We start from the raw sequence: 25,179 nt of genomic DNA, 5'->3' as shown, positions 1-25,179 counted from the left end.
CCCACCATGGAAGCAGTAAATCATCCGTCGGAAGCTATCAACTCTGAATCTATTAATTATCCATCTATTACTTCTCTCTCTGATAGTATTCATAGACCACTTTGGTCTGTAATGATTCCAACTTACAACGGAACAAAATACCTCAAGCAGACACTTTGCAGTATTCTTGAGCAAGATCCTGGAGTTGACCGAATGCAAATTGAGGTCATTGATGATTGTTCAACAGATGATGACCCAGAAGCACTTGTAAAAGAAATCGGCCAGGGCAGGGTCGCCTTCTTCCGTCAGCCTCACAACATGGGTCAAATTAAAAACTGGAACACCTGCATTCAGCGTGCTCAAGGCCATTGGATTCAGATTTTACATCAAGATGATGTTGTTTTGCCTGGATTTTATCGTCAACTCCAAGCAGCTACAACAACAGATGCTTCTATTGGAGCCGCCTTTTGCCGCCATATCTACATGGATGAAGAAGGTCATTGGCAGGGGCTATCATCGATTGAGCAGAAGACCGCTGGCGTTTTAGAAAATTGGTTAGAAACTATTGCGGTAATCCAACGTATTCAATTTCCTTCAATCGTGGTCAAGCGTAGTACCTATGAACAGTTAGGTGGATTTTGTCCTCAAGCTTATTCTGCATCCGATTGGGAAATGTGGAAACGCATTGCTGCACATTATGCAATTTGGTATGAACCAAAACCTTTAGCCTGTTTCCGCTTACATTCGGCATCGGAATCTTCTCGTCTAATTAAATCTGGTGATAATATTGCTCACACATATTTAGCAATAGAGATTTCTAAAACCTATTTGCCTGAATCAACGGTCGAAAAGTTATCCAATAATGCAAAAGAACATTATGCGCTTTATGCACTGAATACCGCACGCCAAATGGTTGCAATTAGTGATTGGGAAACAGCATTCTCGCAAATTCAAGCAGCTATGAAATGTAGTTCATCCTTCAAGGTCAAAATAAAAACACTCCAACTTCTGCAATGGGCTACTTCAAGATGGTTTCTAAGACAGTTGAAAGCAAGTAATTAACCTTAGTCTCAAGATAAAAGCATGACTGCAATTTTACGTAGTTCTAAATTTAAAACTGATCCAAACGGAAATGGTGGGCAGCGTCGGAGTGCTCAAATTCAGGAACTAGTCATTCAAGCGGGGCTAGAGGCGTGTGATATCAATCTCTACTCAACTAATCGAATTGATCGGTATGTTGGTGGCCTAATTTTTTTAGCAAAACACAAATTCAATGCTTATCCATCTCACCGTGTTATTAGTTTGTGCGGTAAGCAATCTAAGATCTATTACGATAATTTAAACCAACACAAGGGTTCAAAACTGCTGCTCTGGGAAGATACCGAAAACTATATTGCTCCTTATGTAGCGAAAGACTTTGACTTCAATATTCTTGCCCTACCTCATAACCTCGAATCGCTCGTCCCTGACCAGCGTGATCCATTTACCTACCAACCGTTACCAGACAGCTTTGCCAATGAAGCCAAGCAGTTAGCTAAAGCAAATGCCGTATTCTGCATTGCGCGTGAAGAGCAATGGTTGTTAAAGCTATACGGTATTGACGCTGATTATCTACCGTATTATCCGCCGCAGCCAATTCTATCGAATTTGCTGGAACTGAGACAACTGAGACAAGATACAGCGCCCCATCGCTTTTTAATCTTAGGCACAGCGATTAACCCCCCAACAAGAATCGGCATGATCGAGCAGATTCAGTGGCTCAGCGAAATTAGTCAGGGTGTAAATTTTACTATTGATATTATTGGCTATGGGACAGAAACACTTAAAGATTACTGTTGTGATCCACGCTTCACATTGCATGGAACAGTTGATTCTGGCAAGTTAAATCATCTACTGCTTAATGCTAAAGCTGTCCTGGCTCATCAAAAAGCAGGTGTGGGAGCGTTAACCCGGATACCTGAAATGCTCATTGCTGGCGTGCCTGTAATTGCTAATGCCAACGCCTGTAGAAGTGCTTTTAGCTACCCAGGTGTCTATTGCTATGACAGTAGGGATGAGTTAGTCGCTCAAATGAGCAGAACTTTGGATACGCCATCGATTTTAGAACGTCCGGCAGACGCTGAAACCCGGTTTATCAATTGCCTTAAAAAACTCACTCTCACCTCTAACGTCACTCATTCATTGGTTTAACAATTGCTAAAACAATCAACGATTGGATGATCAAGCGGAGGTTGAGCAGATGCTTCCAAACGCTTTGCTGTTTCAGCAGAGATGTTGAGTGCACTTGTGATGAAGAGTGGACAGGAATCGTTAATGGGTGCTTAAAGGCCTCATCGCTTCGTACCTCTGGCAATAGCGCCTCAAACAGTTGGCAGTAACATCGACAACTCAAATGCTGGGTCGATCGCCTCTACTCTACAAACTGGCATAGGCGATTGAGCCCCGAAAAACGTCCCGCTATTCTAAATACTCCCTATTCAGAAGGACTAAAGAAGGTTATGGAGTAGAGCGCGTCAACCATAACCGCTAAAATGGAGCGAGAGTCCCAAGCCGTAAAGTCCGCCATGACCGTGCGATCGTCTGTTGAATTTTTGGATGCCTTTGATGTCATTGTCGTCGGAGCCGGACACGCTGGCTGTGAAGCGGCATTGGCAACCGCACGCTTAGGTTGTCGCACGCTCTTGCTGACCCTTACATTAGACAAAATTGCGTGGCAGCCGTGTAATCCTGCTGTCGGCGGCCCTGCCAAGTCGCAGCTGGTGCATGAAGTGGATGCCTTAGGCGGTGAGATTGGCAAAATGGCCGATCGCACTTACCTGCAAAAGCGTGTACTCAATGCGTCGAGAGGCCCTGCTGTGTGGGCATTACGGGCACAAACAGACAAGCGCGAATATGCGACTGTCATGAAAACGATCGTGGAGAACCAGGCAAACCTGACGATCCGCGAAGGCATGGCAACGGATCTGGTCTTGGGTGATCACGATGAAATCATTGGGGTAGAGACCTACTTCGGCGTTGCGTTTCAGTGCAAAGCGGTGGTGCTGACCACAGGAACATTTCTGGGCGGCAAAATTTGGGTCGGTAACAAGTCAATGGCAGCCGGACGTGCAGGAGAATTTGCTGCGGTTGGGATGACCGAAACGCTCAATCGACTGGGCTTTGAAACGGGACGCCTGAAAACGGGTACACCTGCCAGAGTCGATCGGCGTTCTGTAGCTTTCACCCATCTGGAACCCCAACCCGGTGATGCGGATGTTCGCTGGTTCAGCTTCGATCCAGAGGCATGGGTCGAGCACGAACAAATGCCCTGCCATCTGACGCGCACCACGGCTGAAACCCATCGCATTATTCGTGAGAATCTGCATCTGTCACCCGTTTACGGTGGTTGGGTCGATGCGAAAGGGCCCCGTTACTGCCCCAGCATTGAAGACAAAATTGTGCGCTTTGCCGATAAAGAAAGCCATCAGATCTTCATTGAGCCAGAAGGCCGCGATACCCCAGAGCTCTACATCCAGGGCTTTTCGACAGGCTTGCCAGAGGCGATTCAACTCCAAATGCTGCGATCGCTCCCGGGTTTAGAACAATGCGCGATGCTGCGTCCTGCCTATGCGGTGGAATATGACTACCTTCCTGCCACCCAGTGTTATCCCACGCTGATGACGAAAAAGGTGCAGGGGCTTTTCTGCGCGGGGCAAATTAACGGCACGACAGGCTACGAAGAAGCCGCAGCACAGGGCATCGTGGCAGGCATCAACGCTGCTCGGTTGGTGCAGCACCAAGAAATGGTGATTTTTCCGCGTGAGCAAAGCTACATTGGTACGCTGATTGATGACCTTTGCACGAAAGATTTGCGCGAACCGTATCGCGTGCTCACCTCTCGTTCTGAATATCGCCTGCTGCTGCGATCGGACAACGCCGATCAGCGCCTCACGCCATTGGGAAGAGACATTGGGCTGATTGACGATCGTCGCTGGCAGTTGTTTACGCACAAACAGGAACGCATTGTTGCTGAGAAAGAACGCCTGCACGAAACCCGCGTGAAAGAGCATGATGATTTAGGAAAGCAAATTGCTGCCCATACCCAACAAGCCATCAAAGGTTCGGTGACACTAGCCGATTTGCTGCGGAAGCCAGGGTTCCACTACGCCAATTTAGAACAGTTTGGTTTGGGTAATGTGGAGTGCGATCGCGCTGAAAAAGAAGGTGCCGAAATTGATATTAAATACGCCGGTTATATTCAACGGCAACAGCATCAAATTGACGCGATCGTCCGTCAAGAACATCGCCCCTTACCCCCCGATTTAGATTACAGCGCGATCGCTACACTCTCTAAAGAATCCCGCGAGAAACTGGCAAAAGTTCAACCATTGACGATCGGGCAAGCCGCGCGGATTGGGGGTGTCAACCCAGCCGATGTGAATGCCCTATTGGTTTACCTGGAAATTCAAGCCCGTCAGCAGACAGAAGTAGGGGTTGTATGACTGCCTTCACCATCAACTTTGACGCGATCGTTCAAATCACCGACGAGCATTTTGCACAGCTTTGTCGAGCCAATCCCGATGTCAAATTTGAACGCACCACAAAAGGAGAATTGGTCATCGTGGCACCAACGGGAGGCGAAACAGGCAGCTACAATTCCGAATTGAATGCAGACTTTGTAATTTGGAATCGCCAAACGAAACTGGGGATCGTTTTTGATTCATCAACCTGTTTCAAACTTCCTAATGAAGCACTCCGCTCTCCTGATGTTGCCTGGATTAAAAACGAGCGCTGGAATGAACTAGCACTAGAGCAAAAACAAAAGTTTCCACCGATCGCGCCTGATTTTGTGCTGGAACTCATGTCTCCCAGTGATTACCTTAGCGATGCACAGGCAAAGATGCAAGAATACATCGCAAATGATGTAAAGCTTGGCTGGCTGCTTAACCGTAAAGATCACAGTGCTGAAATTTATCGTCCCAATCAACCAGTAGAAGTCCTGAAATCTCCAGCAACACTTTCCGATGAAGATGTCTTACCAGGATTTGTTCTAAATGTCCAATCGATCTGGTAATTAATAGTTAACTGTATGCAGTGAAATCGCAATCTTACGCATTGAAACAGGATTTTTTGCTACTAACCAAAGCTCTCAACAACGTAGTAAGAATTGCCATAGCCACTATCAACAAAAATCAGACTGCTGTCATCGCTGCCTGGTTCTCGGCTGCCCGCAATACCCCGATTAAGAATTTGGATCAGTTGCTGAGGCGTGAATGATTCTAACTCAACCACATTGCCTGCTTCCAACCACTCAATCTCTTCTTTTGAGAGGCTCGATCGCACCTCAATGGGCATCTGTTTTGCTACTTGAACAGCATCGGCTGCATGTTGAATAAAGATTGATTTACTTGGAAACACTTGTCGTGGCAACAAGCCAACATCAAAGATTTCGACGTTGCTGTTTTGGAACCATTGAGGGCTAGTTTTAATTTGATGAATCAAGCTAATGCCTTTTGGGCTGCAATCATGAAACGCATAAACTTTCAACTCAGGATTACGGCGTAGCATTGCCATTGTGGTATCAAAAATACTCTGCGGATAGCCTGTAATGCTCAGAATGGCGCAGTTATTTTCGAAGTGAAAGTTGTTGGTAATCAAAAGTTGCGCGATCGTAGAACTGCTACAAACCACCAGACGATCGAAGCTATAGGCCGCCACATCCGGATTCACTGTAGTCGGTGTTCGGTCTTCACGTGCAGGCGGCAGCAGATTAGTGGCAGAACCATTCACTTGCTGCCAGCGATCGAGCCACCCTTGAAACTGGGCCAGGTCAATCGTAAATTCCTGATGCTTGAGTATTTGTCGGCGCTGTCGAGCGCCCAAGTAGATTGCTCCAACGCCTAAAAACACACTAATGACAAAGAGCACAAACGAGTTCCCTGCAAGACTGGCGATGATCCCTACGATCAGAATGATGCCACCAATGAGCTGTAACGTTTTGGCACTATTCTGACGAACTCTAGGGTTGGACTTAGTAGAACCACTCATTTGAAAGAGGATGATTCCGACCAGGAGACTAATCGCGATCGCGGGTAAAAATAGAGCTAAAACACTCTTTGTTCCCTCCAACAGAATGCCACCAATCGTAATCGTTGCTATCGCTGTCACGACCAGGTAGAGAGCCAGACAACCAACTGGTGATAGCATCCCCTTCTTTTTAAAGCGTCTGTCAAGGAAGTAGAGGAACTGTCGGGACGTGAAAAAGAGCGTGTTGTTGGCTGAAAGATCAGCGATCGCCTTCGCAAACATCGGATCGGTCACCTTAACTTTACCCATTGCTGTGGGCTCGAAAGCAAAGGGATGCTGGCAATTTTTACAGCGACCTTGATTGTCCGTTCGGTCTTTAAGCGTGTTGTCAGTACTACAGCGAAAACATTTCATAAAACCTCCGGTGAATGCCTTTCAAAGAGCTGATTTTCCATCAGTATGCTGTAGGTTTCTCGCTTCCGAATCAGGCGATGAGTGCCTTTTTCGAGTAGAACTTCAGCAGGTCGAAGACGATGCAAGAAGTGAGACGACATCGCATAACCATACGCACCGACATCCAAAATGGCGAGCATGTCACCCATTTTCAGGGCTGGAAGTTGACAGTTTTTACCCAGGTAATCACGAGAATAGGTCGTGTTACCACAAACGTCTGTAGGAAAGTTTTGAGTTTTGAGTTCTGAGCTTTGAGTTTGGTTATCTTCCCCACACCCTATACCCCACGACACCCCACACCCTTCTGCCCCCTGCCTTCTGCCCTCTGCCTCCTTCTCCCCTTCCCAAGTCACAATTTCTCGATAGCCACCGTGGACAGATGGTACAGAAAGATTGGCAACCGTCGTATCAACGCCAACAATTTGCTTGTCGTCTTGCCATTTGACAGAGACAACCTGGGTGAGCAAGGTCGCACAGCCCGCGATCGCCGCACGTCCCGGTTCAATGACGAGATCGATGGGACGATCGAGCTGCGCGAGGCGATCGCTCAAGGCAGCACCAAATTGGTTCCAGTTAAACGCCGCGCCATCGTGATGATAGGGATAGCCAAAACCGCCACCAAAATCGAGGTAAGTCCAATCAGGTAATTGTTTGGCAGTGGTGAGCACGGTGTCGATCGCCTCAGTGAAAGCAGTCGTGGCGTTCGTACCCGTTCCACGATAGAAATGGAGTCCGTTGATTTGGAGTCCAGCTTGTTGCGCCATGCTAACCGCAGCGGGAAATTCCTCTAGGCGAATACCAATACGGCTGTCTCCAGTGAGTGCAGGGAGGTTGAGGCGGAGTCCGAGATGGGGTGTGGGGTATGGGGTGTGGGGTGTGAGGGTAGAGGCGGAGAGGCTTGTTTCAGTCTCCGTATCCTGTAGGAAGCGCCAGGTTTCACAGGAAAGCTCTAGCTGCGCGAGACTGTCTAGGTTCAATGTAGTCACGTCCCAACGGAAAAGCTGCTCCATTTCAGCGCGGTTCAGGTTGCTACCGCTATAGATGATCTGGCTGGGATGAAAGCCTGCCTGTAGTCCGAGGTAAATGTCACCGGGAGTGTTGGCGTGGAGTCCCCAACTTGCCTTACGGAAAATTTGCAGGAGGGCAAGGTTGCCGTTGGTCACACTGGCGAAGTGGAAGCGAGTGCGAGGATACGGGATGGATTGCGTGATGTGTTGAATGGTTTGACGCAGGCGATCGCCATCATAGACATATAGTGGTGAGCCGTAGGTGTCGAGCAGTGATTCTGCCTGGTGAAGGGAGAAGGGGTGTGTGGCGTGGGGGGTGGGGGGTGAGGTTGCTACCATGATCGAGTCTCTCGTTGCAGTCGAAGATAATGTTGGCCTAGCACAGCCGGTAACCAGAAGGGATGATCTAACGAGGCAGATGAGCGCGTCGTGCCGAGAACGGCGTGTTGCCACACTTGCCACATCATAAGCAACCAAAGGCTCTCACCGATACGACGACCTTGAATTGTGCCAAGCTTGCCAGCCGCAATCTGAGTCGCCACATGAGCCTGCCAGATACCTTCGTGGCGCAAACAACCAGGATTTAGCCAGAGCCCCAGTTCATGCCATAGACCATTCAAGCACCAGGCGGTTAAGGGAACACCCATGCCACGCTTTTGCCGCCAGACAATTTCCGGTGGTAGCCAGGGTTCGACGGCTCGCTTCAGAATATACTTTTCGCAGGCAGCCTGTAGATGGAGTGCGCCTGAAAGCTGAAAAGACCATTGCGCCAGGGCCAAATCGCAGAAGGGCGATCGCACCTGCAACCCATGAGCCAAGCCCAGATTGGTTGCACGGGGATGAATATTCTGCGCGCCTTTTAGCATCAAGGTAGCGCGACGGAGACGATGCAGTAACGTGCGCGAAAAGCTTGGGTTCAACGCCTCGTGCAGCCACGCTTGCGGTGTTAGCGATGAGAGTTGAGCCAGAACCGCTGGCTGAAAAATTTGCGCTTCGTAGCCCCATAAGCGATGAAACGTGCGGAGGTATTGCTGCTCAAACTGCTCGTCGGCAGTCTGCACCGATTGATAAAGTCCGGCTGCAATCAAGGGTTTATTTGTCCAACCCGCAAATAGTTGGTCGCCCCCTTCACCGTTGAAGATGATCCGCACATCCTGGCTGGCAGCCTGCATCAAGAGAAAGAGCGGCACCGTCACGCCATCACCAAAGGGTACATCCAGCGCTTGCACAGTTGGTATGAGGGCATCTCGCACACGTCTAGGACTGGCATCCACTTTGATCAGTGGGATATTTAAAAATGCGGCTACCTGCTCAGCATAGGGAGATTCTGAAAGGCTGTCTGCACCAAAATCGAGAGTATACGCACGAACTTTGATACCGGCTTCGACCAACAGTGCCGCCACGATCGACGAATCCAGCCCACCCGATAGCAAAACACCCACTGGTTCATCGTGCAGGTCAGCAACTTGACGCGCCACTGCCTCCTTGAGCAACGATCGCAGCGCTTCAACCGCGATCGCTTCATCCTCAATTGGGTCTGATGCTTCCTGCCATTCGAACGATCGAGTCTCCTTTAATCGTGACAACGAACCCTGATCCGCAACCCAGGTTTGCTCTGTTCCAGCTGACACAGATTGAATCTGTGCCACCGGCGTCAGCGGCGTTGGCACGTAGGAGAAGTAGCTGTAGCCATAGAGCGCCGGAATGCTGATATCTGGTGTTTCGATCACAGGCAGCAATAGACTCAGGCGTGAGGCGAACCAGAGCACTTGTCCCACTTGAGTCCAGTACAATGGCATCCGACCAAAAGGTTCCCGTCCTAAGGTGAAGCGATCGCCCTCCACGGTTGCCCACGCGTCAGGCGAAGCAGTCCCATCAATGATCTGACATTGACCAGAGGCCGTTAAAGCTGCGATCGTCCCCGCAGGCAACTGTAAACAGTCAGATGGGTGTAAACCCAGGTAAGCAACGCCCCAAACACATGCCTGCATAGCCTTACAGGACGATTGACCCAACTGACGCGTGAATTGATCGTTATGAATGGTGCCAACCACCCGCGTTAGCCTTTGTTCCAGGTCGGCTTGACTGCCATAACCCCAATAGCCAACCGCATGATGAGGCTTGATTGCAGTCAGAATTGCCTTACCCATAGCCGGCGACGTTCGTCCAAACTACTTCACATCAAATTTGGTCTCGCTGAGTGGACGATCGTCCAACTTCATGCGCACTTGCCAGGTGCCCATTGCTGCAGCGGCGTCAAGTTTATAACGGCAGTGCGTTGCCCAAACGGCTGTCTCGATCGGACGCGTCTCATAGCGGTTTTGCTTGACAACCTGTCCACCAGGAGCAACCCAGTCGCAGGTGAGGGAGAGCTTTTTACGGACAGGCGCATCCCTCAACGTCACGTTGTAGAATACGTCTGGGCTAGTTTGACGAGACAATGAGGCGCGTTCATCGCAACCATCCTGCGCTAAAGCCACACAACTTTGCTGTGTTGAAACGCGAGCAAGGCTCTGATTTTGCTGCTGCATGAAAACAGTGATCCCCGCGATCACTACCACCACGCTGGCGATCGCGCCACCAAGAATCCAACGTTGACGTCGTTGCTGCACCACCAGCGCCTCTTTGCGCTGAAGCTGGATCATGGCTTCATCCAGCAGATCGGGCGACAGGTTGAGTTCCCGCAGAATGTCTTGCACCTGCCCGCGATCGAGTTCGTCTTGCTGTCGTTGAGAGAGTCGTTCGACTTCGCCAACCAGCTTCGTTAACTGTGCCTGCGTTAATCGGTTTTCCATTGATCGACCTCTTTTGGGTGAATGAATTTTCGTCTCGTAGGAACGTTATAGCTGTTGTCACAAAGCTTAGGACATTGGGATCAAAGGGGGAGTGGGGGTGTGCCCCCAGCCAGGGGTTCCACCCCTGCACCCCGTCCTAACCAGCATGGCTATAGCTATACATATAACGTCCCTACGAGTCCCTGCGAAATACCGCTCACACATTTGAAACATCGATCGACTAACACGTTTGTTTCAATCATTAGCCTAACATCGAGTCCGAGGGTTACCTGTTCTGTACTGCACCGGGTCACGAACGGCTTGGGAATTTCTATGAAAGCCAATTAAGAACGCCCCAGAGCCAATGAGGTTCTGAGGCGTTCTCTTTTCTAAAGGTGGACAAAAATTGGTCAGGTCACTACAAAACTGGTGCGCTCACGGCTACTTGCTGACCAGTTACCTCAGTCACGATGCGACGAAAATCTTCGCCTTCGATCGTTTCTTCCTCCAGCAGTTGATCGACCAGGCGATCCACAAGAGTTCGATTTTCCCGAATGACCTTACGCGCTTCCTCGTAGCATTTGACGGCAATGCCGCGTACTTGCTGGTCGATCTGGGTCGACACGTCTTCTGAGTATTCAGTGCGGGGCGACAAACCACGACCCAGAAAAACCTCGCTGCCTGCACTTTCAAGCGCGACCAGCCCCAGATCAGACATGCCGTAACGCGTGACCATTTCTCGCGCCAGGTCGGCAACTGCTTTAATATCGCTGCTGGCACCTGCCGTCACTTCAGCATCACCAAACACCTCTACTTCAGCAGCCCGACCACCCAAGGCGATCGTAATGCGGTCAGTCAACCAGGCACGGGTATAAAGACCGCTGTCAATCATTTCCTCGTTGAACGCCTGCTGCGCAAAGCCCCCAATGCCGCCCGATCGCGGAATGATGGTCACTTTGTTAAGTGGATCAGAGTTTTTCAGCAAGGTCATCAGCAGCGCATGACCAATCTCGTGGTACGCAATGAGCCGCTTTTTCTTGCTGTCCAGCAGGGGTGTCAGAGTCAGACCAATGGTGACGCGATCGATCGCATCGTCAATTTCCAGCATTGTGACGGCATCTTTGCGGCGACGAGCAGTCAGGATGGCCGCTTCATTGAGCAAGTTCGCCAGTTCTGCACCCGAAAAACCAGGTGTCCGACGAGCGATCGTCTCCAAAGAAATGTCTGGAGCGAGCTTTTTGTTACGAGCATGGACTTCCAGGATGCCGAGTCGCCCCTTGTAGCTGGGCAAATCTACCATCACCTGACGATCGAAGCGACCGGGACGCAGCAGCGCCGAATCCAACACATCGGGACGGTTGGTGGCCGCGATGATGATAATACCTGTATTGCCCTCAAAGCCATCCATCTCGGTCAGCAACTGATTGAGGGTCTGCTCCCGCTCGTCGTTGCCACCACCAATGCCAGCACCCCGTTGCCGCCCAACCGCGTCAATTTCATCAATAAAGATGATGCATGGGGCGTTCTCTTTCGCCTTCTTAAAGAGGTCACGGACGCGCGAGGCACCCACGCCCACAAACATTTCCACGAATTCGGAACCGGAGATGCTGAAGAACGGTACGCCTGCCTCACCCGCGATCGCCTTTGCCAGCAGGGTTTTCCCGGTGCCAGGAGGCCCAATCAGCAACACCCCTTTGGGAATGCGTGCGCCAACGGCCGTAAAGCGTTCGGGCTTTTTCAGGAAGGTGACGACTTCTTGCAGTTCTTCTTTCGCTTCCTCAATGCCAGCGACGTCATCAAACATCACGCCCGTCTTAGCTTCCATCTGAAAGCGGGCGCGCGACTTGCCAAAGCTCATGGCCTGTCCAGGGCCGCCGGGGGCATTGCTGGAGCGACGCAAAATCATCAACAAACCGCCAATCAGCAAGAAAAATAGCAGCAGATTTGCCAGAATGCCCATGACAGCACCGTTGTCTTGGGTTGGCTGTACGGTGATATCAACTTTGTTCGCCAGAGCCTTCTTCGTGATTTCACCATAATTGTCAAACAAGGGCACTTCGCGCGGTGGATCACCCTTCTTCTGCCCTTCCAGCGTCACCCGTGCCACCCGCTGCGTCGGATCAATTTCAATTCGATTGACCTCGCCAGAGTCGATCTTGGTCAGCAACGCACTATAGCTCAGAGGGTCACGAGTACTTTGCGCTGCGGCTGGTAGGCTTAGCGTCATCCCGTGGGCAATGACCCAAAAAGCGGTGGCAACGCCCATTGCAGTAGAGCCTCGTCTTGGCAGTCGTTTTACCAGAGCATTTGTCCAGGAACCTTTCATACGTAGCGCCTTCTACCTGTTACGTTGCCGATTGACCTTGCCGATGATGTGCCCGCTTGGCGATGATGCACGATCGCCGATTTCAGCGCACGCACAAAACCAACAGCACTTCACCCAAGTTTAACTCAACCATCTTCATCCTAGCGAATGAAGTGTTTCTAGCCAGAGACGTCCTTGCCAGAGGAGAAACTGAACCATGCCAACACACCAAAAAATTGACAGCCTTAAAAATAAATCGCTATGATTTACTCATAGTCGTTATGAGTTCATTTTAATACTCAAACTGTTCCAGGCAACGGTTCGGGAAGGAACAGACGCAAGCAATAACAGCTTTGGCACACATTCGATTTACGTTATCCAACTTCATGCAAAAGGACTTCTGACCATGGTTAGATTCGTAGGGATTGCGGGCAGTCTGCGAGCTGATTCTTACAGCCAGCAGGCGTTAGTGATTGCCACGCAACGGTTGGAGGCTCTGGGTGCCGAAGTCGAAAGACTTGACCTCCGGACACTCAATCTACCGTTTTGTGATGGTGGCAAGGACTATCCAGACTATCCCGATGTCGATCGGCTGCGTCAGGCCTTTCATCAAGCCGATGGCATGATTCTGGTGACCCCGGAGTATCACGGGAGTGTCAGCGGTGTGATTAAAAACGCGCTGGATTTAATGAGCTTTGACCAGCTATCGGGTAAGGTAGGCGGGCTCATTAGCGTTTTGGGTGGACAGCCGAATAGCAACGCACTGAACGATCTGCGCGTTATTTTACGCTGGGTGCACGCCTGGGTCATTCCTGAGCAAATTGCGATCGCCCAAGCGTGGAAAGCCTTTGGTGCCGATGGTAAACTGCAGGACGCAAAATTGTCAGAACGCTTTGATGAGTTTGCTCAGAGCCTGATCGAGAATACGCAAAAACTACGAAATGTCACCTAAATAGGTCAGTAGGGACGTTACAAGTAACGTCCCTACTGACCCTAGACCGTTAGGGTGGTCTTTAATGATGGTGATGATGTCCGTTGCCATGTTGGTGCCCATGATCGTGATGCCCGTGATCAGGATAATCATGGCTATGAGCGAGGCTTGGCTTTACCGCAAGTGCTTGTTCTGCTAATAATGCCTCAATTTGGGGATCTGCCCAGTCGGCCACCATCTTGAGGAATTCGGGGTGATCGTTCACGCACTCCATCTGTACATAGGTCACTTCAGGATGCTTGCGGCGCAGTCCATGGATGATGTGGTCTACATCTAGTAGCGTTTCATGGTTCTCGGTCGCAAAGCCGATCGGCATGAAGACCAGCGCCGTAGCACCCAGATCGATCAAGTTCTTGGCGGCAAGGTCGGCATTGGGCTGCGTCCATTCGATCAATGGCGTCTGGTGGTTGAGCCAGCCCACCGATGTGAGGGGATAGCGGTAGATCAGCTTTTCGCGGACGCGATCGTACAGTGCTTGACTCTCATCAATGCCTGACGTAAAGCCTTTCGCTTTGTGAGGGCAGCCGTGGTTCATCAGCACAATCCCAATCTGAGATGGAAGGTGCGCTACTACCAGATCTGTTTTGATTTTGTCTTCAACGAGTCCGGCCATTAGATCGATGTACTCAGGCTCATTGTAAAAAGACGGGATATAGCGAGTGCCTTTCACCCAATGCTCATTGCCGTCTGCCAACAGCGTTAGCGCTTTGTTGACCTGCTCAACCGCAATACCGCTTGTAAAAATGGAGTCGACGACCAGAAGAGGATAGATTAGCAGCTTGTCAAACCCTTGTGCCTTGACGTCAGCCAGCACCTGCTCTGGAAGAAACGGAGCACAGAAGTTAAAGGCTTTGAAGACCTTGATGCGATCGCCCCAACGCTCTTGGAGATGCTGCTCAACACCCGCACGCTGGCGCTCAAAAATGGCGTTATGGGGTGAAATGAAGTGGTCGTGTTGATGACTCCACTCATGCAAGTCAAAGGCGGCTAGCAGCTTGGCTAGCGGCGGGTAAACCCACGTCGGGACGGGAGCAAACTTTGCTGTCAGTAGATTTAGCGCCTGCTCATTATAGTTGGCAAAGTCTTCATAGCTTTCGACCTCGCCATAGCCCATTAACAAAACTGCAACCCGCTCTTGGGGCGCAGAAACATCAGCTAATGGCTGGAGTTTTTCAGGAGTAGCGACCACTGATACTGCCTCAACGTTGTTGTACAAATTTGTAGTCACGATCGCTCAAACGGCAAATGCGACTGTGCTGTTTTGGCAGCAAGACATCACCGAGAAGCCTAACTGACTGGAACTAGCCTAACATCCTCTCCAGGGGGATAAGCTAAAACTGGCATTAAGTTCTTTCCTAAGGCCTAGCACAAACGAGAGACTATAAGGATTGACCAACGATCAGTACGGATTTGGGGCGAGGAGAAAGGAAACGCAAGATGACGATTGTGATCTGTCCCGGCATTCACGATCCGGCACTGACTCAGCAATTTGTACAGGGGCTGCTGGAAGCTGCCGATCAAACAGATTTGCGTCCAGAAGCGCTGCTGGTCTTTCCTGCCGAACAGTATCCAGCCTATTCAGGGCTGCACATTCTGCGCTTTCTCCATCAGCAGTGCTGCCGCTCTAATCCGGATTTGGCGCGCAGCACACCGATAGTATTCATTGGGTTCAGTGCCGGAGTCGTTGGTGCCGTAAGTGCAGCCTCCGCGTGGCAGACACTGGGTGGAACCGTCAAAGCACTGTTGGCGATCGATGGTTGGGGAGTGCCGCTAGTGGGCAACTTCCCCATGCATCGCCTCAGTCACGACCCATTCACACACTGGAGTGCGGCGTTGTTGGGTGCAGGAAAGGACAGTTTCTACGCTGACCCTGGAGTCGAACACCTTGAATTTTGGCGATCGCCGCAAGCTGCCGATGGTTGGTGGCTTGCACCCGATCGGTCACAGCCGCCTGTAGCGATATCAGCAGCCAGTTTTGTAACTGCTCTGTTGCGCCGCTACGGGGAACTGCGATGAGCGAATTTAGACTAAGAAAAAACTTTCTTTGTTCCCAACTGGGAACACTAGAATGGCTCAGCTTACAGCGTTGAGATTTATGCCACGCTAACTTGAAGCGGCAAGTGGTTGATCACACATCACCACACCTGCGCAAACTAGCGGAGGATATCTAACTGGTTCCCAAACGCTTTTCCAGACAAAACGCTATGCTTCCAACCAGCTCTTCTGATGGTGGGTTCGGTACACTGCTCAAAAATCGACCCTTTCTAGCGCTGTGGACGGCGCAGGTTTTGTCGCAGGTAGCCGATAAAATCTTTTTTGTGTTTCTCATTGCGCTACTGGTCAACTATCAGCCCCCGCCAGGTCTGGAAAATTCGGCTCGTTCAGCGCTGATGTTTGCGATCACGCTGCCTGCTATTCTTTTTGGTTCGGCAGCCGGAATTTTTGTCGATCGCTTCGACAAACGGCAAATTCTGGTGGGCTGTAATCTCTTGCGCGGGCTGCTCATTCTCGCTATGCCGCTGCTGCCCAGAGAATTTGCGATACTGCTCATCGTTGGCTTCTCGGAGTCTGTTTTAACCCAGTTTTTTGCGCCAGCAGAACAGGCTGCGATTCCGCTGTTGGTGCCGCCGCAGGGCTTGATGAGCGCCAATGCGTTGTTTACGACGACGCTGATGGGGTCGTTGATCGTCGGTTTTGCGATCGGCGAACCGCTGCTGACTCTGGCAAAAACGATCACCACGGCGTTAATCGGGTCGCTCACGGTGGGTTTTGCGATCGGTGAACCGTTGCTAAACCTGGTCAAAACGGGAGAACTGTTTGGGCAGGCGCTTTTAGTGGGTGGGCTCTACCTTGTCGGCGCTGCCATTTTATACTGCTTGCCGCTTCGCAAAAGTGGCGCTGACCCTCAAATTGTGCAGGCTCACCCCTGGCATGATTTTAAGGCTGGGCTGACTTACCTGAAAAAAGATCGTCTGGTGAGTAGCGCGATGGTGCAGTTGATGATTCTGTATTCGGTCTTTGCTGCCCTGACGGTGCTGGCGATCGATCTGGTGGAAGAGATTGGTCTGAAATCGACCCAGTTTGGTTTCTTGCTAGCAGCAGCAGGGATTGGCATGGTCTTTGGTGGGGCGGCACTGGGGCACTGGGGCGATCGCTTTCATCACAAGCCGCTCCCGCTGATCGGGTTCCTCATCATGGCAGGCGGCTTAACGGTGTTTACCTTCACCAACAATCTGTGGCTGGGCTTGAGCCTGAGTGCGCTGTTGGGGGTCGGGGCATCGATGGTGGGCATTCCCATGCAAACGTTAATTCAACGCCAAACGCCAGAGTCGATGCGCGGTAAGGTATTTGGCTTTCAAAACAATGTGGTGAATATTGCCCTGAGCGTCCCGCTGGCGATCGCAGGCCCCCTTACCGATGCAGTAGGGCTGAGAGTGGTGATGTTGAGTATGGGCACGATCGTCAGTCTGGTTGGGCTCTGGGCATGGCGCAGCACTCGCCGCGTACTGCAAGACGTGATTTGAATGCTTATTTTGCGTCCAGGAACCCTTTAAGCAGTGCTTTAAGCTCTTGGTCAGCTTAAACCCGATTTTGGCTGCTGTCTTAGATAACTACAGGATTGCTAGGCGATATATCGCTCGTTGTAGACGCCCCATCCTCGTGATGAATGGTGACGGAATATCCTTGACGCATTGCCTCGGTGTGTTTACCATGAGTACCGCGAAATTTAATCAGGTCATACTCTGGTAGCATCTCGTCCTTAAATTCAAGGGAGTGATTGTCAGGCTGATGAGTCATAGGGTCTTGCCTTTTAGAGCGTTTACCAGTAACGATCGTGGTTTGTTTTCCTAAGTCATTGCAGCCTTGATTGTCTGACAAATGCTGACTAAGACTCGATCTTGCTCTGCCGAGGTGAGACTGTTTAATGGCTGTGAGGGTTCATGAGCAGCTTGATACTTACTGATGTCAGTATCTCTGTATGCACTATGACTTAAGTGAATCCAAATAACGGTGAGTCCATCGGTTGCGGCGGCATCCAGTAACGAAGGCAGTTCTTCGTCATGGATAAAATCTGAGGCAAGAAAGTTTGGGCTGACCAGTAAAACAGCGACTTTGGCTGTGGCCAGAGCAGTTTCAATTTCTTTGTACCATTCTGCGCCTGCAGCAATTTTAGTATCATCCCAGACTGCAAGCTGATGCTTGCGGATCAGCGGTTTGAGATGGATCTGAAGTTTGCCGAGCCATTCTTTGTCTTGATGGCTGTAACTGACGAAGATTTGGTCGCGTGGTTCTGAGATGGATGGGCGCGGTCGCACATTAACCGTTCCATCAGGGCGATCGCGTTTACCTCTCCGTTCTTGTACAGACTCAATCCCATCAAGCAATGATTGGACGCTCACCCGTTCTTTGAGTCCAGTGGGAATGAAGCTGGTTTCGCCCAGTTCTTCCAGAGTGAGCAAATGCAGATAATCGATCGGTTCAATCTCTGAATGATTGGGGAGAGGAATTTTTTCGTCAACGTCCAGACCGGGGATGGTTTGATGGATGGCGGCGAACTGGGCGCGAATGACAGTGAGAAAGCGACGACGACCGTGTTCAGTGCCTGTGACGCGGATGAAGATTTTCTTGTCTTCGCGATCGGCTTTAATCAACGCGATGTTGCCTTCGTATGCCAGCACGACGCCGTTGCGCCAGTAGGTGTGCTGATGGATCTTGTCGTTCATGCGGACGATGAAACGAGACAGGATGCTGGTGGGCAATACCTTGTAGTGATACTGAAAGGGCAATGCGTCGTGCCAGTCTCCGGTAAACGGTTCTTCTTTGGTCAACAGGTCGGGCAGCAAAAACTTCTGGTCGTGGAAGCCTTCGAGGTCGAAGCAGAGTTCAAACTTCCGCATCATGTCGATGATGAACAGATGCTTGCTGCGAGGATAGCGGCTGGCATCGAGGATGCGAGTGAGGTGGCTGCGTTCCAGAATGCCCCGGTATTCGGTAATTAATTGATTGTCGTTGAGGATGCGATACACGCCGTTGGTGACCCACTGCGGATTGAGGACGTTAGTATCTTCTAAACGATCGTCACCGTAAAAGTTGAGCACGATGCCAAGGTCGTGGAGGAAGCCGACGAGGGTGGTCTGGCTCAGGTCGTCTGTGATGCCCTGCGTGTTGCAGAGCTGCTGGTACTCGGTGTAGGGGATGTAATCGTGCTCGATCGCTTCGAGCTGTTGCTTGAGCATAAACCAGGAGAGGGGCAGCGGGTCGTAGATGTGTTCCAGGGCATCCACTTTTTGCGTAATGAGCGATCGCAGCTTGTCGATGCCCTGACCCGTCTCGCAGGAGGTTTCGACAATTGCCTGTATCTGCGGGTACTTGGTCTGCAAGCCACGTCTGTCAATATCCAGCGGCTGTTGATCGACCTGATTGCCCACAATGATGATGGGCGACGTGCCACCAAAGCTTTGAATGATCTTGAGCCAGTATTCCAGTCGGTTCTCGTCTTCATCCTGACGAGCATTGAGCACCAGCAGGTAGAGACTGCGCTTGGTGAGAAAAAACTGATGGGTGGCGTGCATGATCTCCTGCCCACCGAAATCCCACACGTTGAGGCGAATAGTCTGCTCTTTGACCGGAAGCTGCCACCGCTGAATCTGGATGCCCTCAGTTTTACATTCGTGTTGGTTAAAGACTCCCTCGATTAAACGCTTTACTAAAGACGTTTTGCCGACGTTGCTTTGCCCAACCACTAACAATTTTGCCTCGTTGAGCGATCGCTTTTGCTCCTGCTGAAGCTGAAAGTAATAGTGGAGGATAGTAGCAGGAGCACCCAACGAACCCCATTCGACACCTAACACCTCTGGTGGAATGGGCAGTGCATTCCCCCGCAAATCTATCGTTTGTAGTTGCTTAAGCTGTAACAGTTGTTGCGGCAGCATAGTCAACTGGTTGTAACTGAGGTCAAGCGTACTGAGCTGTGTGAGTTGCCCAACTTCTAGTGGCAGCGTCGTCAATTGATTGCCGCCGAGGTCAAGTGTTTGGAGATTGGTGAGTTGACCGATCTCTGATGGCAGTGTCGTCAGTCGATTAATGTAGAGATAAAGCCCACTAAGGTTGGCGAGTTGAGCAATCTCTGGTAGTAATGTCGTTAGCTGATTTTTGCTGAGTTCAAGCTCAGTTAGTTTTGTGAGTCGTCCAATCTCTGGTGGCAAGGTCGTAAATTTATTGATGCTCAGGTCAAGTGTGCGGAGATTGGTGAGTTGACCGATCTCGAGCGGCAACGTTGTTAGCTGATTACCGCCGAGAAAAAGCTGACTGATAGTAGTAAGTTGCCCAATTTCAGGTGGTAACGTTGTTAGTTGATTACCGATGAGAAAAAGCTGACTGATACTGGTGAGTTGCCCAATTTCAGGTGGCAGCGTTTCCAGTCGATTGTGTTGAAGTTCAAGTGTGCTGAGACTAGTGAGTTGACCGATCTCAGGCGGCAGCAATGTTAGTAGATTATCGCCGAGAAGAAGCGTGTTGATATTGGTAAGCTGACCGATCTCTGGTGGTAGCGCTTTCAGGTTCTTGTCAGAAAGATCAAGTCTCGTCCTTCCTTCTCTAGCCGCTTGTTTGATGATTTGCAGCAGTTCTTCGTCTGTCATGGGCAAACCTCACGGGTTGAGTGATCGCGCACTGGCGTGAGGGGCGATCGCAATGCAGCCATCCACGTCAATCAACACTTTAACCGTTGCACCCTGAGAGAAACCAGGTTTCTTGAAGAAACCCGGTTTCTGGGGAGACTTACGTGATCGCGTGCGTGCGTGCGGACTCAAACTGAAAAATCAGTTGGATAAGAAGCCATGATCCAACCAGACTTATTTAGAAGCGCTAAATAAACTGTTTGAATCGCTACAGCAAGAAGTGAAAGTTGCCTGGATGGTTGCCAAATGTTTCGTCGCTGTCTGCAACTCAAACGCGGGTTGTCCACCAACCACATGTCGCCACAGCAACACCGAAAAACCATCGATACGCGCAGGCAACGCCCGATCGCCCACCATACCTTCTAACCGATGGGGTGGTTTGGGGATGGCAACATTGGATAGATGCATCAGGCCAACAGATTCCGGTAGCGCGATCGCTTCCATCCACTCACACTGCTTTACCCAAACGCGCAGCCCGAATTGAAGCGACTGAAGCGTTGCTGCAAACGCCTCCTCCTCTCCCCAGACGCGCACACGAAAGTTGCCTTCACAGAGACGCAGCAGCGAGCAAGGCTGACCGTCGATCGTGGTTTCCAGCGATTGAAACGGCGCGAGGCGATCGGCACGAGCACCAACCAATGCCTTTGCCAGTGGCAAGCCATCAACGCCAGCAAAATCCCATAGTTGAGAGTCGGCGAGGCTGATGAACGCTGTTGCGCTGATGGGTGCGGGCAGTTGCATCATACTTTCACTCGGCTCTTGGTAGGGTCATAAGCGGCTAGTGTACCGACGATCGCCCTGACACGGCGCTTCATGCCATCCATCAAGCCAACCTCTAGCTCCGTGCCCGGAGTCGCGTATTCCGGTACCACCTGCGCCATTGCAATGCTTTGATTCAACAAGGGCGAAAACGTCGCGCTGGTAATCATCCCAACCCGTCCCCGATCGCCAGGAGGATGAAGACACTGTCCATAGGCCGCGACCTCATTCCCCTCCAGAATCAGCCCAACGGCAAGGCGTGGCGGATGGGGTTTGATCTGCTCCAACGCGGCTTTGCCAATGAAGTTAGGCTTCTTCAACGCCACCGCCCAGCCGATACCTGCCTGATAGGGCGAGATGAGGTCATCAAATTCGCGTCCGGCTGCGAGCAATCCCGCTTCAATGCGGGCGCGATCGAGCGCCAGCATACCCATTGGCGTTAATCCCATCGGCGCACCTGCCTGCATGAGCGCATCCCACAGTGCTGCACCGCGATCGGGTTGGACAAACAGTTCATAACCCAGTTCACCGGTGTAGCCCGTGCGCGAAACGAGAGCAGGGATGCCAGCCACAGTGCCTGTGGCAAAACGGAAGTAGGCAAGCTCATCCAGCGTTTCCACATGATAAAAGGGATCAAACGTGACCAAAGGACGCAGAAGCTCACGAGCAAGGGGGCCTTGAAGGGCAAGGTTATGGCACTGATGACTGGAGGGCTGAATGGTCACTTGAAAGCCAGCCTGTTGCGCCACACGTTGCAACCACTGCTCGTCACTATCGCAGTTGCCAACGTAACGATACGCAGTGTCCGTCAGCCGAAACACAATGCCATCATCCACAATGCCGCCATGCTGGTTCAGCAAGCAGCCATACGCCGACTGCCCGATCGCCAGCTTGCTGACATCCCGCGAAAACGCCTGTTGCAAAAGTGAAAAGGCATCAGTCCCCGTAATTTCAAATTTTCGTAGCGCCGATAAATCCATCACAACGGCGCTCTCTCGGAGTGCCCAATATTCCGCCTGAATACCGTAATTGGCAAAACGATTGGGCACCCAAAAGCCGTTATATTCGGTAAGGTCATCCGTTAGCGCTTGAATGCGACTGGTAAAGCCACTCGGCTGCGTCAAACGGATAGGTGCAGTCGCGATCGCCCGTCGCCCGATCGCCTTCGCAAAGGTTTCACTGGCATCATAAATGCGTAGATGGATCGAAGTGGGCTGCCACCCATTTGCCGGATCAATATCATCTGGACACGCAGAGCTGGCGCAGAGCAAATCCCGCTTTGCCTGCAAAAGCACATAGTCACCCGGACGCGACCAGGATTCACCCGCTGCGATCGTCCCGGTATGATCCACCTCAGTATTGAAAAAGAAATTGATCGCTGCCCAGCCCGATCGCCGTGCCATGCCATGTGGCTCCAACACCTGATTGAAATTCTCGCTACAGCTTGGATGCCCTGGATAGCCTGCATCTTCGTAATAGCGATCGGTACAGGCAAGGAGAAAACTATCGTGTCGTCCGCAGGTGTCTTGAATGACTTCAAATAGCGGCTGCATCATTTGTGAGAAGTATTTGCCCAATAGCCCTGCTTGCGGCACTGCTAACCCATTGAGCGTCCGCGTGACCGTACCATCCAATTCCTCACGATACCCAGCCCCAGCAAACGACAGAAAGTCCGAACATTGCGAACCCTCCACATCGATAATTTGAATATATTGACCTGCCCGCACGGAATAGGCGATCGCGGTTGATGGTTCAATGCGATACTCTGCCACGATCGTTCCTAACGGTTGTGGCAGACCTAAGTATATTTCAGGTGGTTTAGTATCAAGACGCATAGTGCAGCCTGTTTACTTGATGGAACTGATTGGAGTCAGCGATCAGCGGTCAGCAGCAACTCAAAACGCAAACAATCCACGCAAAGCTAAACGCTGACTACTCTAAACGAACCACATCACCTCGTCTCACAGTGCCACTGTGAAGCACGCTGGCATATACTCCAATATTGCCCTCATTGTGTTTCACAGCCGTTCGTAAAATTTCCAAATCGTTGGGCAGTTCCCCTTGCGGCATGGTGGTCATCACACAACGGGGACAGGGCATATCGATAGTGAGCTTGACTTCATCACCGATCGCCAGAGTCCTGCCGACCCATTCATTCTCCACAAAACCTGTTGCACCATTGGCAGGCTGAATCACCAAATTGGGACGAAAACGACGGGTTTCAAAGCGTGATGTGGGCGCGATCGACTGCAATTGATTCATCGTCGCGGTCGTCAGCAAATGGATCGTGGCTGCATCGAAAAAAGTGCCGGGGCGAATGTCAGCATCCGACATCTGGTCGTGATCCGGGAGTTCATCGATGTCGGGGGTATACATCTCAATGCTGGGAGCGGTTGGTGCGGTTGTTTCCAGCTTCACCGCACGCCCAAAGGCATTCGACAGCGTTTGCTCTACAGTTGCCGCATCGCTAAACACGATTGTCCCATCCGGCAGCGTCATTTTTACCTGCGATAGCGTCTGCATTGCTGCCCGACAGTCAAACAGTTTGCCCCATCGACGGGGTGATTTGGCGCTGATGGTTTTCCCTGTGGCGACATCAATGAGGGCATAGGCGCGATCGCCCAGCAAGCCTCGCTCCAATATCTGCGTGGCATTCAACTCCTCACCCATCATGGATTTCACTGGATAGCGCCATAGAGTGGCGATCGTCCCAACGGTAGCAGATGCACTTGGCATAAAAACTCCTTTTCAATAGAAGCCGGGTTTCTGATGGTCAGGTTGGTTACAAGCTTTGCGTTAAGAAACCGGGTTTCTTAGCTTGCGTTTCTTGGTTTTAGAAAAACTTCAGATAGCGTTGGATTTCCCAGTCCGAAACATGCGTGTGATACTCCTGCCATTCTTGCGACTTGAAATCAATATACGTCTGATACATCAATGAACCCATCACCTGCTCGCCCAATGGATCGGCAGCAAAAGACTCGATCGCGTCTCCCAACGTGCGGGGCAAGGTTTGAATGCCCATTGTTTTCAGCTCTGCTTTCGAGTACTTGTACATGTTCTCAGCGTGAGGTTCACCTGGATCAAGTCCCTCTCGGATACCTTCTAGTCCAGCGGTGAGAATCATCGCCGCACCCAGATAGAGATTGCTAGAAATGTCTGCAGCACGGCATTCCACACGTCCACCTGCCAGGGGAATCCGTAGCATGTTGGTGCGATTATTGTTGCCGTAACAGATGTAAACGGGTGCCCACGTAAAGCCCGACATACTGCCCTGCGCGACCAGCCGCTTGTAGCTGTTGACTGTGGGTGCAATCACCGCACAAATGGCTGGCGCATGTTTGAGAATGCCTGCAATGAACTGATAACCCAGTGTGGACAGCTTGCAGCCACGCGGATCAGACTCATTGACAAAGACATTCTGACCCGTCTTGAGGTCTGCCAGCGACATATTGTAATGAGCGCCACTGCCTGTGCGATCAGCAAAGGGCTTGGGCATAAAGCTGGCAAAGTAGCCATGTTTACGGGCGATTTCTTTGACCATCAACCGAAAGAAGGTGAGACGATCGGCCATCGTCAGCGCATCGCAGTAGGTGAAATCGGTTTCAAACTGACCGTTCCCATCTTCATGATCAAAGGAATAAACATCCCAACCTAGATGGTTCATCGCCTGCACAATTTCATCCACCCAGGCGTAGTTGTCGAGTAGCCCTTGCAGGTCGTAGCAGGGTTTAGCCAGGATATCGCGATCGCTCACTGGGGCAGCTTTGCCGTCCTCACCTTCTTTAAGGATGAAAAACTCTGTTTCAATCCCCAGGTTGAACTGAAAGCCCATATCTGCTGCCTGCTTGAGGGCATTTTTCAAAATGCTGCGACAGCATGCTTCAAAGGGCTTACCACCTACATACAGATCGCTGGCAAACCAAGCCATTTCTGAGTTCCAGGGCAGAACAGTGGCACTAGCAGGATCGGGCATCGTGGCCACTTCTTCATCGTTGATTTCCTGCGGTACGCCATCCAACGCCGCTCCAGTGAACAGTTCTGACCCTTGCATCATCTGCTCAAAGTGCGTCAGCGGCACCATTTTGGCTTTGCACATGCCATGAATGTCTACAAAGCTGGCGATCGCGTATTTCACCCCTTTCTCTTTGAGCGCTAGCTTCAGTTCTTGTAAATCAGACGAGAACAGTCCACCCATAGAGTCTCCCAATGGCTAAAGATACGGCTA

20 protein-coding genes are annotated in these 25,179 nt (G+C 51.1%); 7 read left to right on the top strand and 13 right to left on the bottom strand.

The annotated features are described in order from the left end of the window. Positions 1–6 precede the first annotated feature (6 nt). The 4 genes from C7B82_RS00435 to C7B82_RS00420 all read left to right on the top strand — a co-directional run bounded on the left by C7B82_RS00435 (position 7) and on the right by C7B82_RS00420 (position 5,032). The gene (locus tag C7B82_RS00435; protein ID WP_106254346.1) at positions 7–1,041 is read left to right on the top strand and encodes a glycosyltransferase family 2 protein; all 1,035 of its coding nucleotides are present in this window, start codon (positions 7–9) and stop codon (positions 1,039–1,041) included. 21 nt (positions 1,042–1,062) lie between these two features. Continuing rightward, positions 1,063–2,169 (top strand): glycosyltransferase family protein, encoded by a 1,107-nt coding sequence (locus C7B82_RS00430; RefSeq protein ID WP_106254345.1) that lies wholly within the window; start codon positions 1,063–1,065, stop codon positions 2,167–2,169. A 341-nt stretch (positions 2,170–2,510) separates the two neighbouring features. Then, a complete protein-coding gene (mnmG, locus tag C7B82_RS00425) occupies positions 2,511–4,460 on the top strand; it encodes a tRNA uridine-5-carboxymethylaminomethyl(34) synthesis enzyme MnmG (RefSeq protein ID WP_281258896.1) in 1,950 nt (649 codons plus the stop codon). After that, complete coding sequence (locus C7B82_RS00420; protein WP_106254344.1) at positions 4,457–5,032, top strand: Uma2 family endonuclease; 576 nt, start codon at positions 4,457–4,459, stop codon at positions 5,030–5,032. Before mnmG ends, C7B82_RS00420 begins: the two co-directional genes overlap by 4 nt. Before the next feature lie 62 nt (positions 5,033–5,094). Here the strand turns inward: C7B82_RS00420 and C7B82_RS00415 are convergent, their stop codons facing one another. From C7B82_RS00415 to ftsH, 5 genes are all read right to left on the bottom strand, one after another. Next, positions 5,095–6,294: a toprim domain-containing protein gene (locus C7B82_RS00415; RefSeq protein ID WP_219903852.1), complete on the bottom strand. Its 1,200-nt coding sequence runs from the start codon at positions 6,292–6,294 to the stop codon at positions 5,095–5,097. Positions 6,295–6,395: 101 nt separating this feature from the next. After that, positions 6,396–7,784, bottom strand: coding sequence for a diaminopimelate decarboxylase family protein (locus C7B82_RS00410; protein WP_106254342.1), 1,389 nt, complete (start codon positions 7,782–7,784; stop codon positions 6,396–6,398). Next, positions 7,778–9,595 carry an asparagine synthetase B family protein gene (locus tag C7B82_RS00405; protein WP_106254341.1) on the bottom strand — a complete coding sequence of 606 codons (1,818 nt, stop codon included), beginning with the start codon at positions 9,593–9,595 and terminating at the stop codon, positions 7,778–7,780. The genes C7B82_RS00410 and C7B82_RS00405 overlap by 7 nt, the downstream gene beginning before the upstream one ends. A gap of 21 nt (positions 9,596–9,616) precedes the next feature. Further along, the gene (locus C7B82_RS00400; protein WP_106254340.1) at positions 9,617–10,240 is read right to left on the bottom strand and encodes a DUF3859 domain-containing protein; all 624 of its coding nucleotides are present in this window, start codon (positions 10,238–10,240) and stop codon (positions 9,617–9,619) included. A 397-nt stretch (positions 10,241–10,637) separates the two neighbouring features. Further along, positions 10,638–12,545, bottom strand: a complete 1,908-nt coding sequence (gene ftsH / locus C7B82_RS00395; RefSeq protein ID WP_106254339.1) for an ATP-dependent zinc metalloprotease FtsH — start codon at positions 12,543–12,545, stop codon at positions 10,638–10,640. Between the two features lie 385 nt (positions 12,546–12,930). Here ftsH and C7B82_RS00390 point away from each other — a divergent pair, with 385 nt between their 5' ends. Continuing rightward, complete coding sequence (locus C7B82_RS00390) at positions 12,931–13,476, top strand: NADPH-dependent FMN reductase (RefSeq protein ID WP_106254338.1); 546 nt, start codon at positions 12,931–12,933, stop codon at positions 13,474–13,476. Between the two features lie 61 nt (positions 13,477–13,537). On the opposite strand, the gene C7B82_RS00385 is transcribed toward C7B82_RS00390, so the two are convergent. Beyond that, positions 13,538–14,743, bottom strand: a complete 1,206-nt coding sequence (locus C7B82_RS00385) for a ferrochelatase (RefSeq protein WP_245939662.1) — start codon at positions 14,741–14,743, stop codon at positions 13,538–13,540. Between the two features lie 209 nt (positions 14,744–14,952). Between C7B82_RS00385 and C7B82_RS00380 the strand changes: the two genes are divergently transcribed. After that, a complete protein-coding gene (locus C7B82_RS00380) occupies positions 14,953–15,531 on the top strand; it encodes a hypothetical protein (protein ID WP_106254337.1) in 579 nt (192 codons plus the stop codon). Positions 15,532–15,719: 188 nt separating this feature from the next. Next, a complete protein-coding gene (locus C7B82_RS00375; protein ID WP_106254336.1) occupies positions 15,720–17,039 on the top strand; it encodes an MFS transporter in 1,320 nt (439 codons plus the stop codon). A gap of 79 nt (positions 17,040–17,118) precedes the next feature. Here C7B82_RS00375 and C7B82_RS31215 read toward each other — a convergent pair whose 3' ends face one another. The 7 genes from C7B82_RS31215 to glnT form a co-directional block, all read right to left on the bottom strand. Then, positions 17,119–17,313, bottom strand: coding sequence for a hypothetical protein (locus tag C7B82_RS31215; protein WP_146141008.1), 195 nt, complete (start codon positions 17,311–17,313; stop codon positions 17,119–17,121). A 50-nt stretch (positions 17,314–17,363) separates the two neighbouring features. Beyond that, a complete protein-coding gene (locus tag C7B82_RS00370) occupies positions 17,364–20,156 on the bottom strand; it encodes a COR domain-containing protein (protein WP_106254335.1) in 2,793 nt (930 codons plus the stop codon). A 9-nt stretch (positions 20,157–20,165) separates the two neighbouring features. Next, the gene (locus C7B82_RS31795) at positions 20,166–20,327 is read right to left on the bottom strand and encodes a hypothetical protein (RefSeq protein WP_181357281.1); all 162 of its coding nucleotides are present in this window, start codon (positions 20,325–20,327) and stop codon (positions 20,166–20,168) included. A gap of 42 nt (positions 20,328–20,369) precedes the next feature. Next, positions 20,370–20,939 carry a hypothetical protein gene (locus C7B82_RS00365; RefSeq protein WP_146141007.1) on the bottom strand — a complete coding sequence of 190 codons (570 nt, stop codon included), beginning with the start codon at positions 20,937–20,939 and terminating at the stop codon, positions 20,370–20,372. Beyond that, positions 20,936–22,789, bottom strand: coding sequence for a DUF1989 domain-containing protein (locus C7B82_RS00360; protein WP_106254333.1), 1,854 nt, complete (start codon positions 22,787–22,789; stop codon positions 20,936–20,938). Before C7B82_RS00360 ends, C7B82_RS00365 begins: the two co-directional genes overlap by 4 nt. A gap of 97 nt (positions 22,790–22,886) precedes the next feature. Continuing rightward, entirely contained in the window at positions 22,887–23,690 is an 804-nt protein-coding gene (locus tag C7B82_RS00355; RefSeq protein ID WP_106254332.1) for an MOSC domain-containing protein, read from the bottom strand. A 97-nt stretch (positions 23,691–23,787) separates the two neighbouring features. Next, positions 23,788–25,149: a type III glutamate--ammonia ligase gene (gene glnT / locus C7B82_RS00350; RefSeq protein ID WP_106254331.1), complete on the bottom strand. Its 1,362-nt coding sequence runs from the start codon at positions 25,147–25,149 to the stop codon at positions 23,788–23,790. Between the last annotated feature and the right edge of the window lie 30 nt (positions 25,150–25,179).

Origin of the sequence: Stenomitos frigidus ULC18, from assembly GCF_003003795.1 — a bacterium.
Taxonomy (GTDB): domain Bacteria; phylum Cyanobacteriota; class Cyanobacteriia; order Leptolyngbyales; family Leptolyngbyaceae; genus Stenomitos; species Stenomitos frigidus_A.
This window is presented reverse-complemented; position numbering and strand designations above follow the sequence as displayed.

Excerpts from the sequence above, each read along its gene's own strand:
- C7B82_RS00365 (WP_146141007.1), bottom strand. The coding sequence starts at position 20,939 with ATGATGCAACTGCCCGCACCCATCAGCGCAACAGCGTTCATCAGCCTC.
- C7B82_RS00355 (WP_106254332.1), bottom strand. The coding sequence starts at position 23,690 with ATGCCAAGTGCATCTGCTACCGTTGGGACGATCGCCACTCTATGGCGC.
- C7B82_RS00380 (WP_106254337.1), top strand. The coding sequence starts at position 14,953 with ATGACGATTGTGATCTGTCCCGGCATTCACGATCCGGCACTGACTCAG.
- C7B82_RS00430 (WP_106254345.1), top strand. The coding sequence starts at position 1,063 with ATGACTGCAATTTTACGTAGTTCTAAATTTAAAACTGATCCAAACGGA.
- C7B82_RS00390 (WP_106254338.1), top strand. The coding sequence starts at position 12,931 with ATGGTTAGATTCGTAGGGATTGCGGGCAGTCTGCGAGCTGATTCTTAC.
- C7B82_RS00360 (WP_106254333.1), bottom strand. The coding sequence starts at position 22,789 with ATGCGTCTTGATACTAAACCACCTGAAATATACTTAGGTCTGCCACAA.
- C7B82_RS00420 (WP_106254344.1), top strand. The coding sequence starts at position 4,457 with ATGACTGCCTTCACCATCAACTTTGACGCGATCGTTCAAATCACCGAC.
- C7B82_RS00435 (WP_106254346.1), top strand. The coding sequence starts at position 7 with ATGGAAGCAGTAAATCATCCGTCGGAAGCTATCAACTCTGAATCTATT.
- C7B82_RS00410 (WP_106254342.1), bottom strand. The coding sequence starts at position 7,784 with ATGGTAGCAACCTCACCCCCCACCCCCCACGCCACACACCCCTTCTCC.
- C7B82_RS00405 (WP_106254341.1), bottom strand. The coding sequence starts at position 9,595 with ATGGGTAAGGCAATTCTGACTGCAATCAAGCCTCATCATGCGGTTGGC.
- ftsH (WP_106254339.1), bottom strand. The coding sequence starts at position 12,545 with ATGAAAGGTTCCTGGACAAATGCTCTGGTAAAACGACTGCCAAGACGA.
- C7B82_RS31215 (WP_146141008.1), bottom strand. The coding sequence starts at position 17,313 with ATGACTCATCAGCCTGACAATCACTCCCTTGAATTTAAGGACGAGATG.
- C7B82_RS00370 (WP_106254335.1), bottom strand. The coding sequence starts at position 20,156 with ATGACAGACGAAGAACTGCTGCAAATCATCAAACAAGCGGCTAGAGAA.
- C7B82_RS00400 (WP_106254340.1), bottom strand. The coding sequence starts at position 10,240 with ATGGAAAACCGATTAACGCAGGCACAGTTAACGAAGCTGGTTGGCGAA.
- C7B82_RS00415 (WP_219903852.1), bottom strand. The coding sequence starts at position 6,294 with ATGGGTAAAGTTAAGGTGACCGATCCGATGTTTGCGAAGGCGATCGCT.
- glnT (WP_106254331.1), bottom strand. The coding sequence starts at position 25,149 with ATGGGTGGACTGTTCTCGTCTGATTTACAAGAACTGAAGCTAGCGCTC.
- C7B82_RS00375 (WP_106254336.1), top strand. The coding sequence starts at position 15,720 with ATGCTTCCAACCAGCTCTTCTGATGGTGGGTTCGGTACACTGCTCAAA.
- mnmG (WP_281258896.1), top strand. The coding sequence starts at position 2,511 with ATGGAGCGAGAGTCCCAAGCCGTAAAGTCCGCCATGACCGTGCGATCG.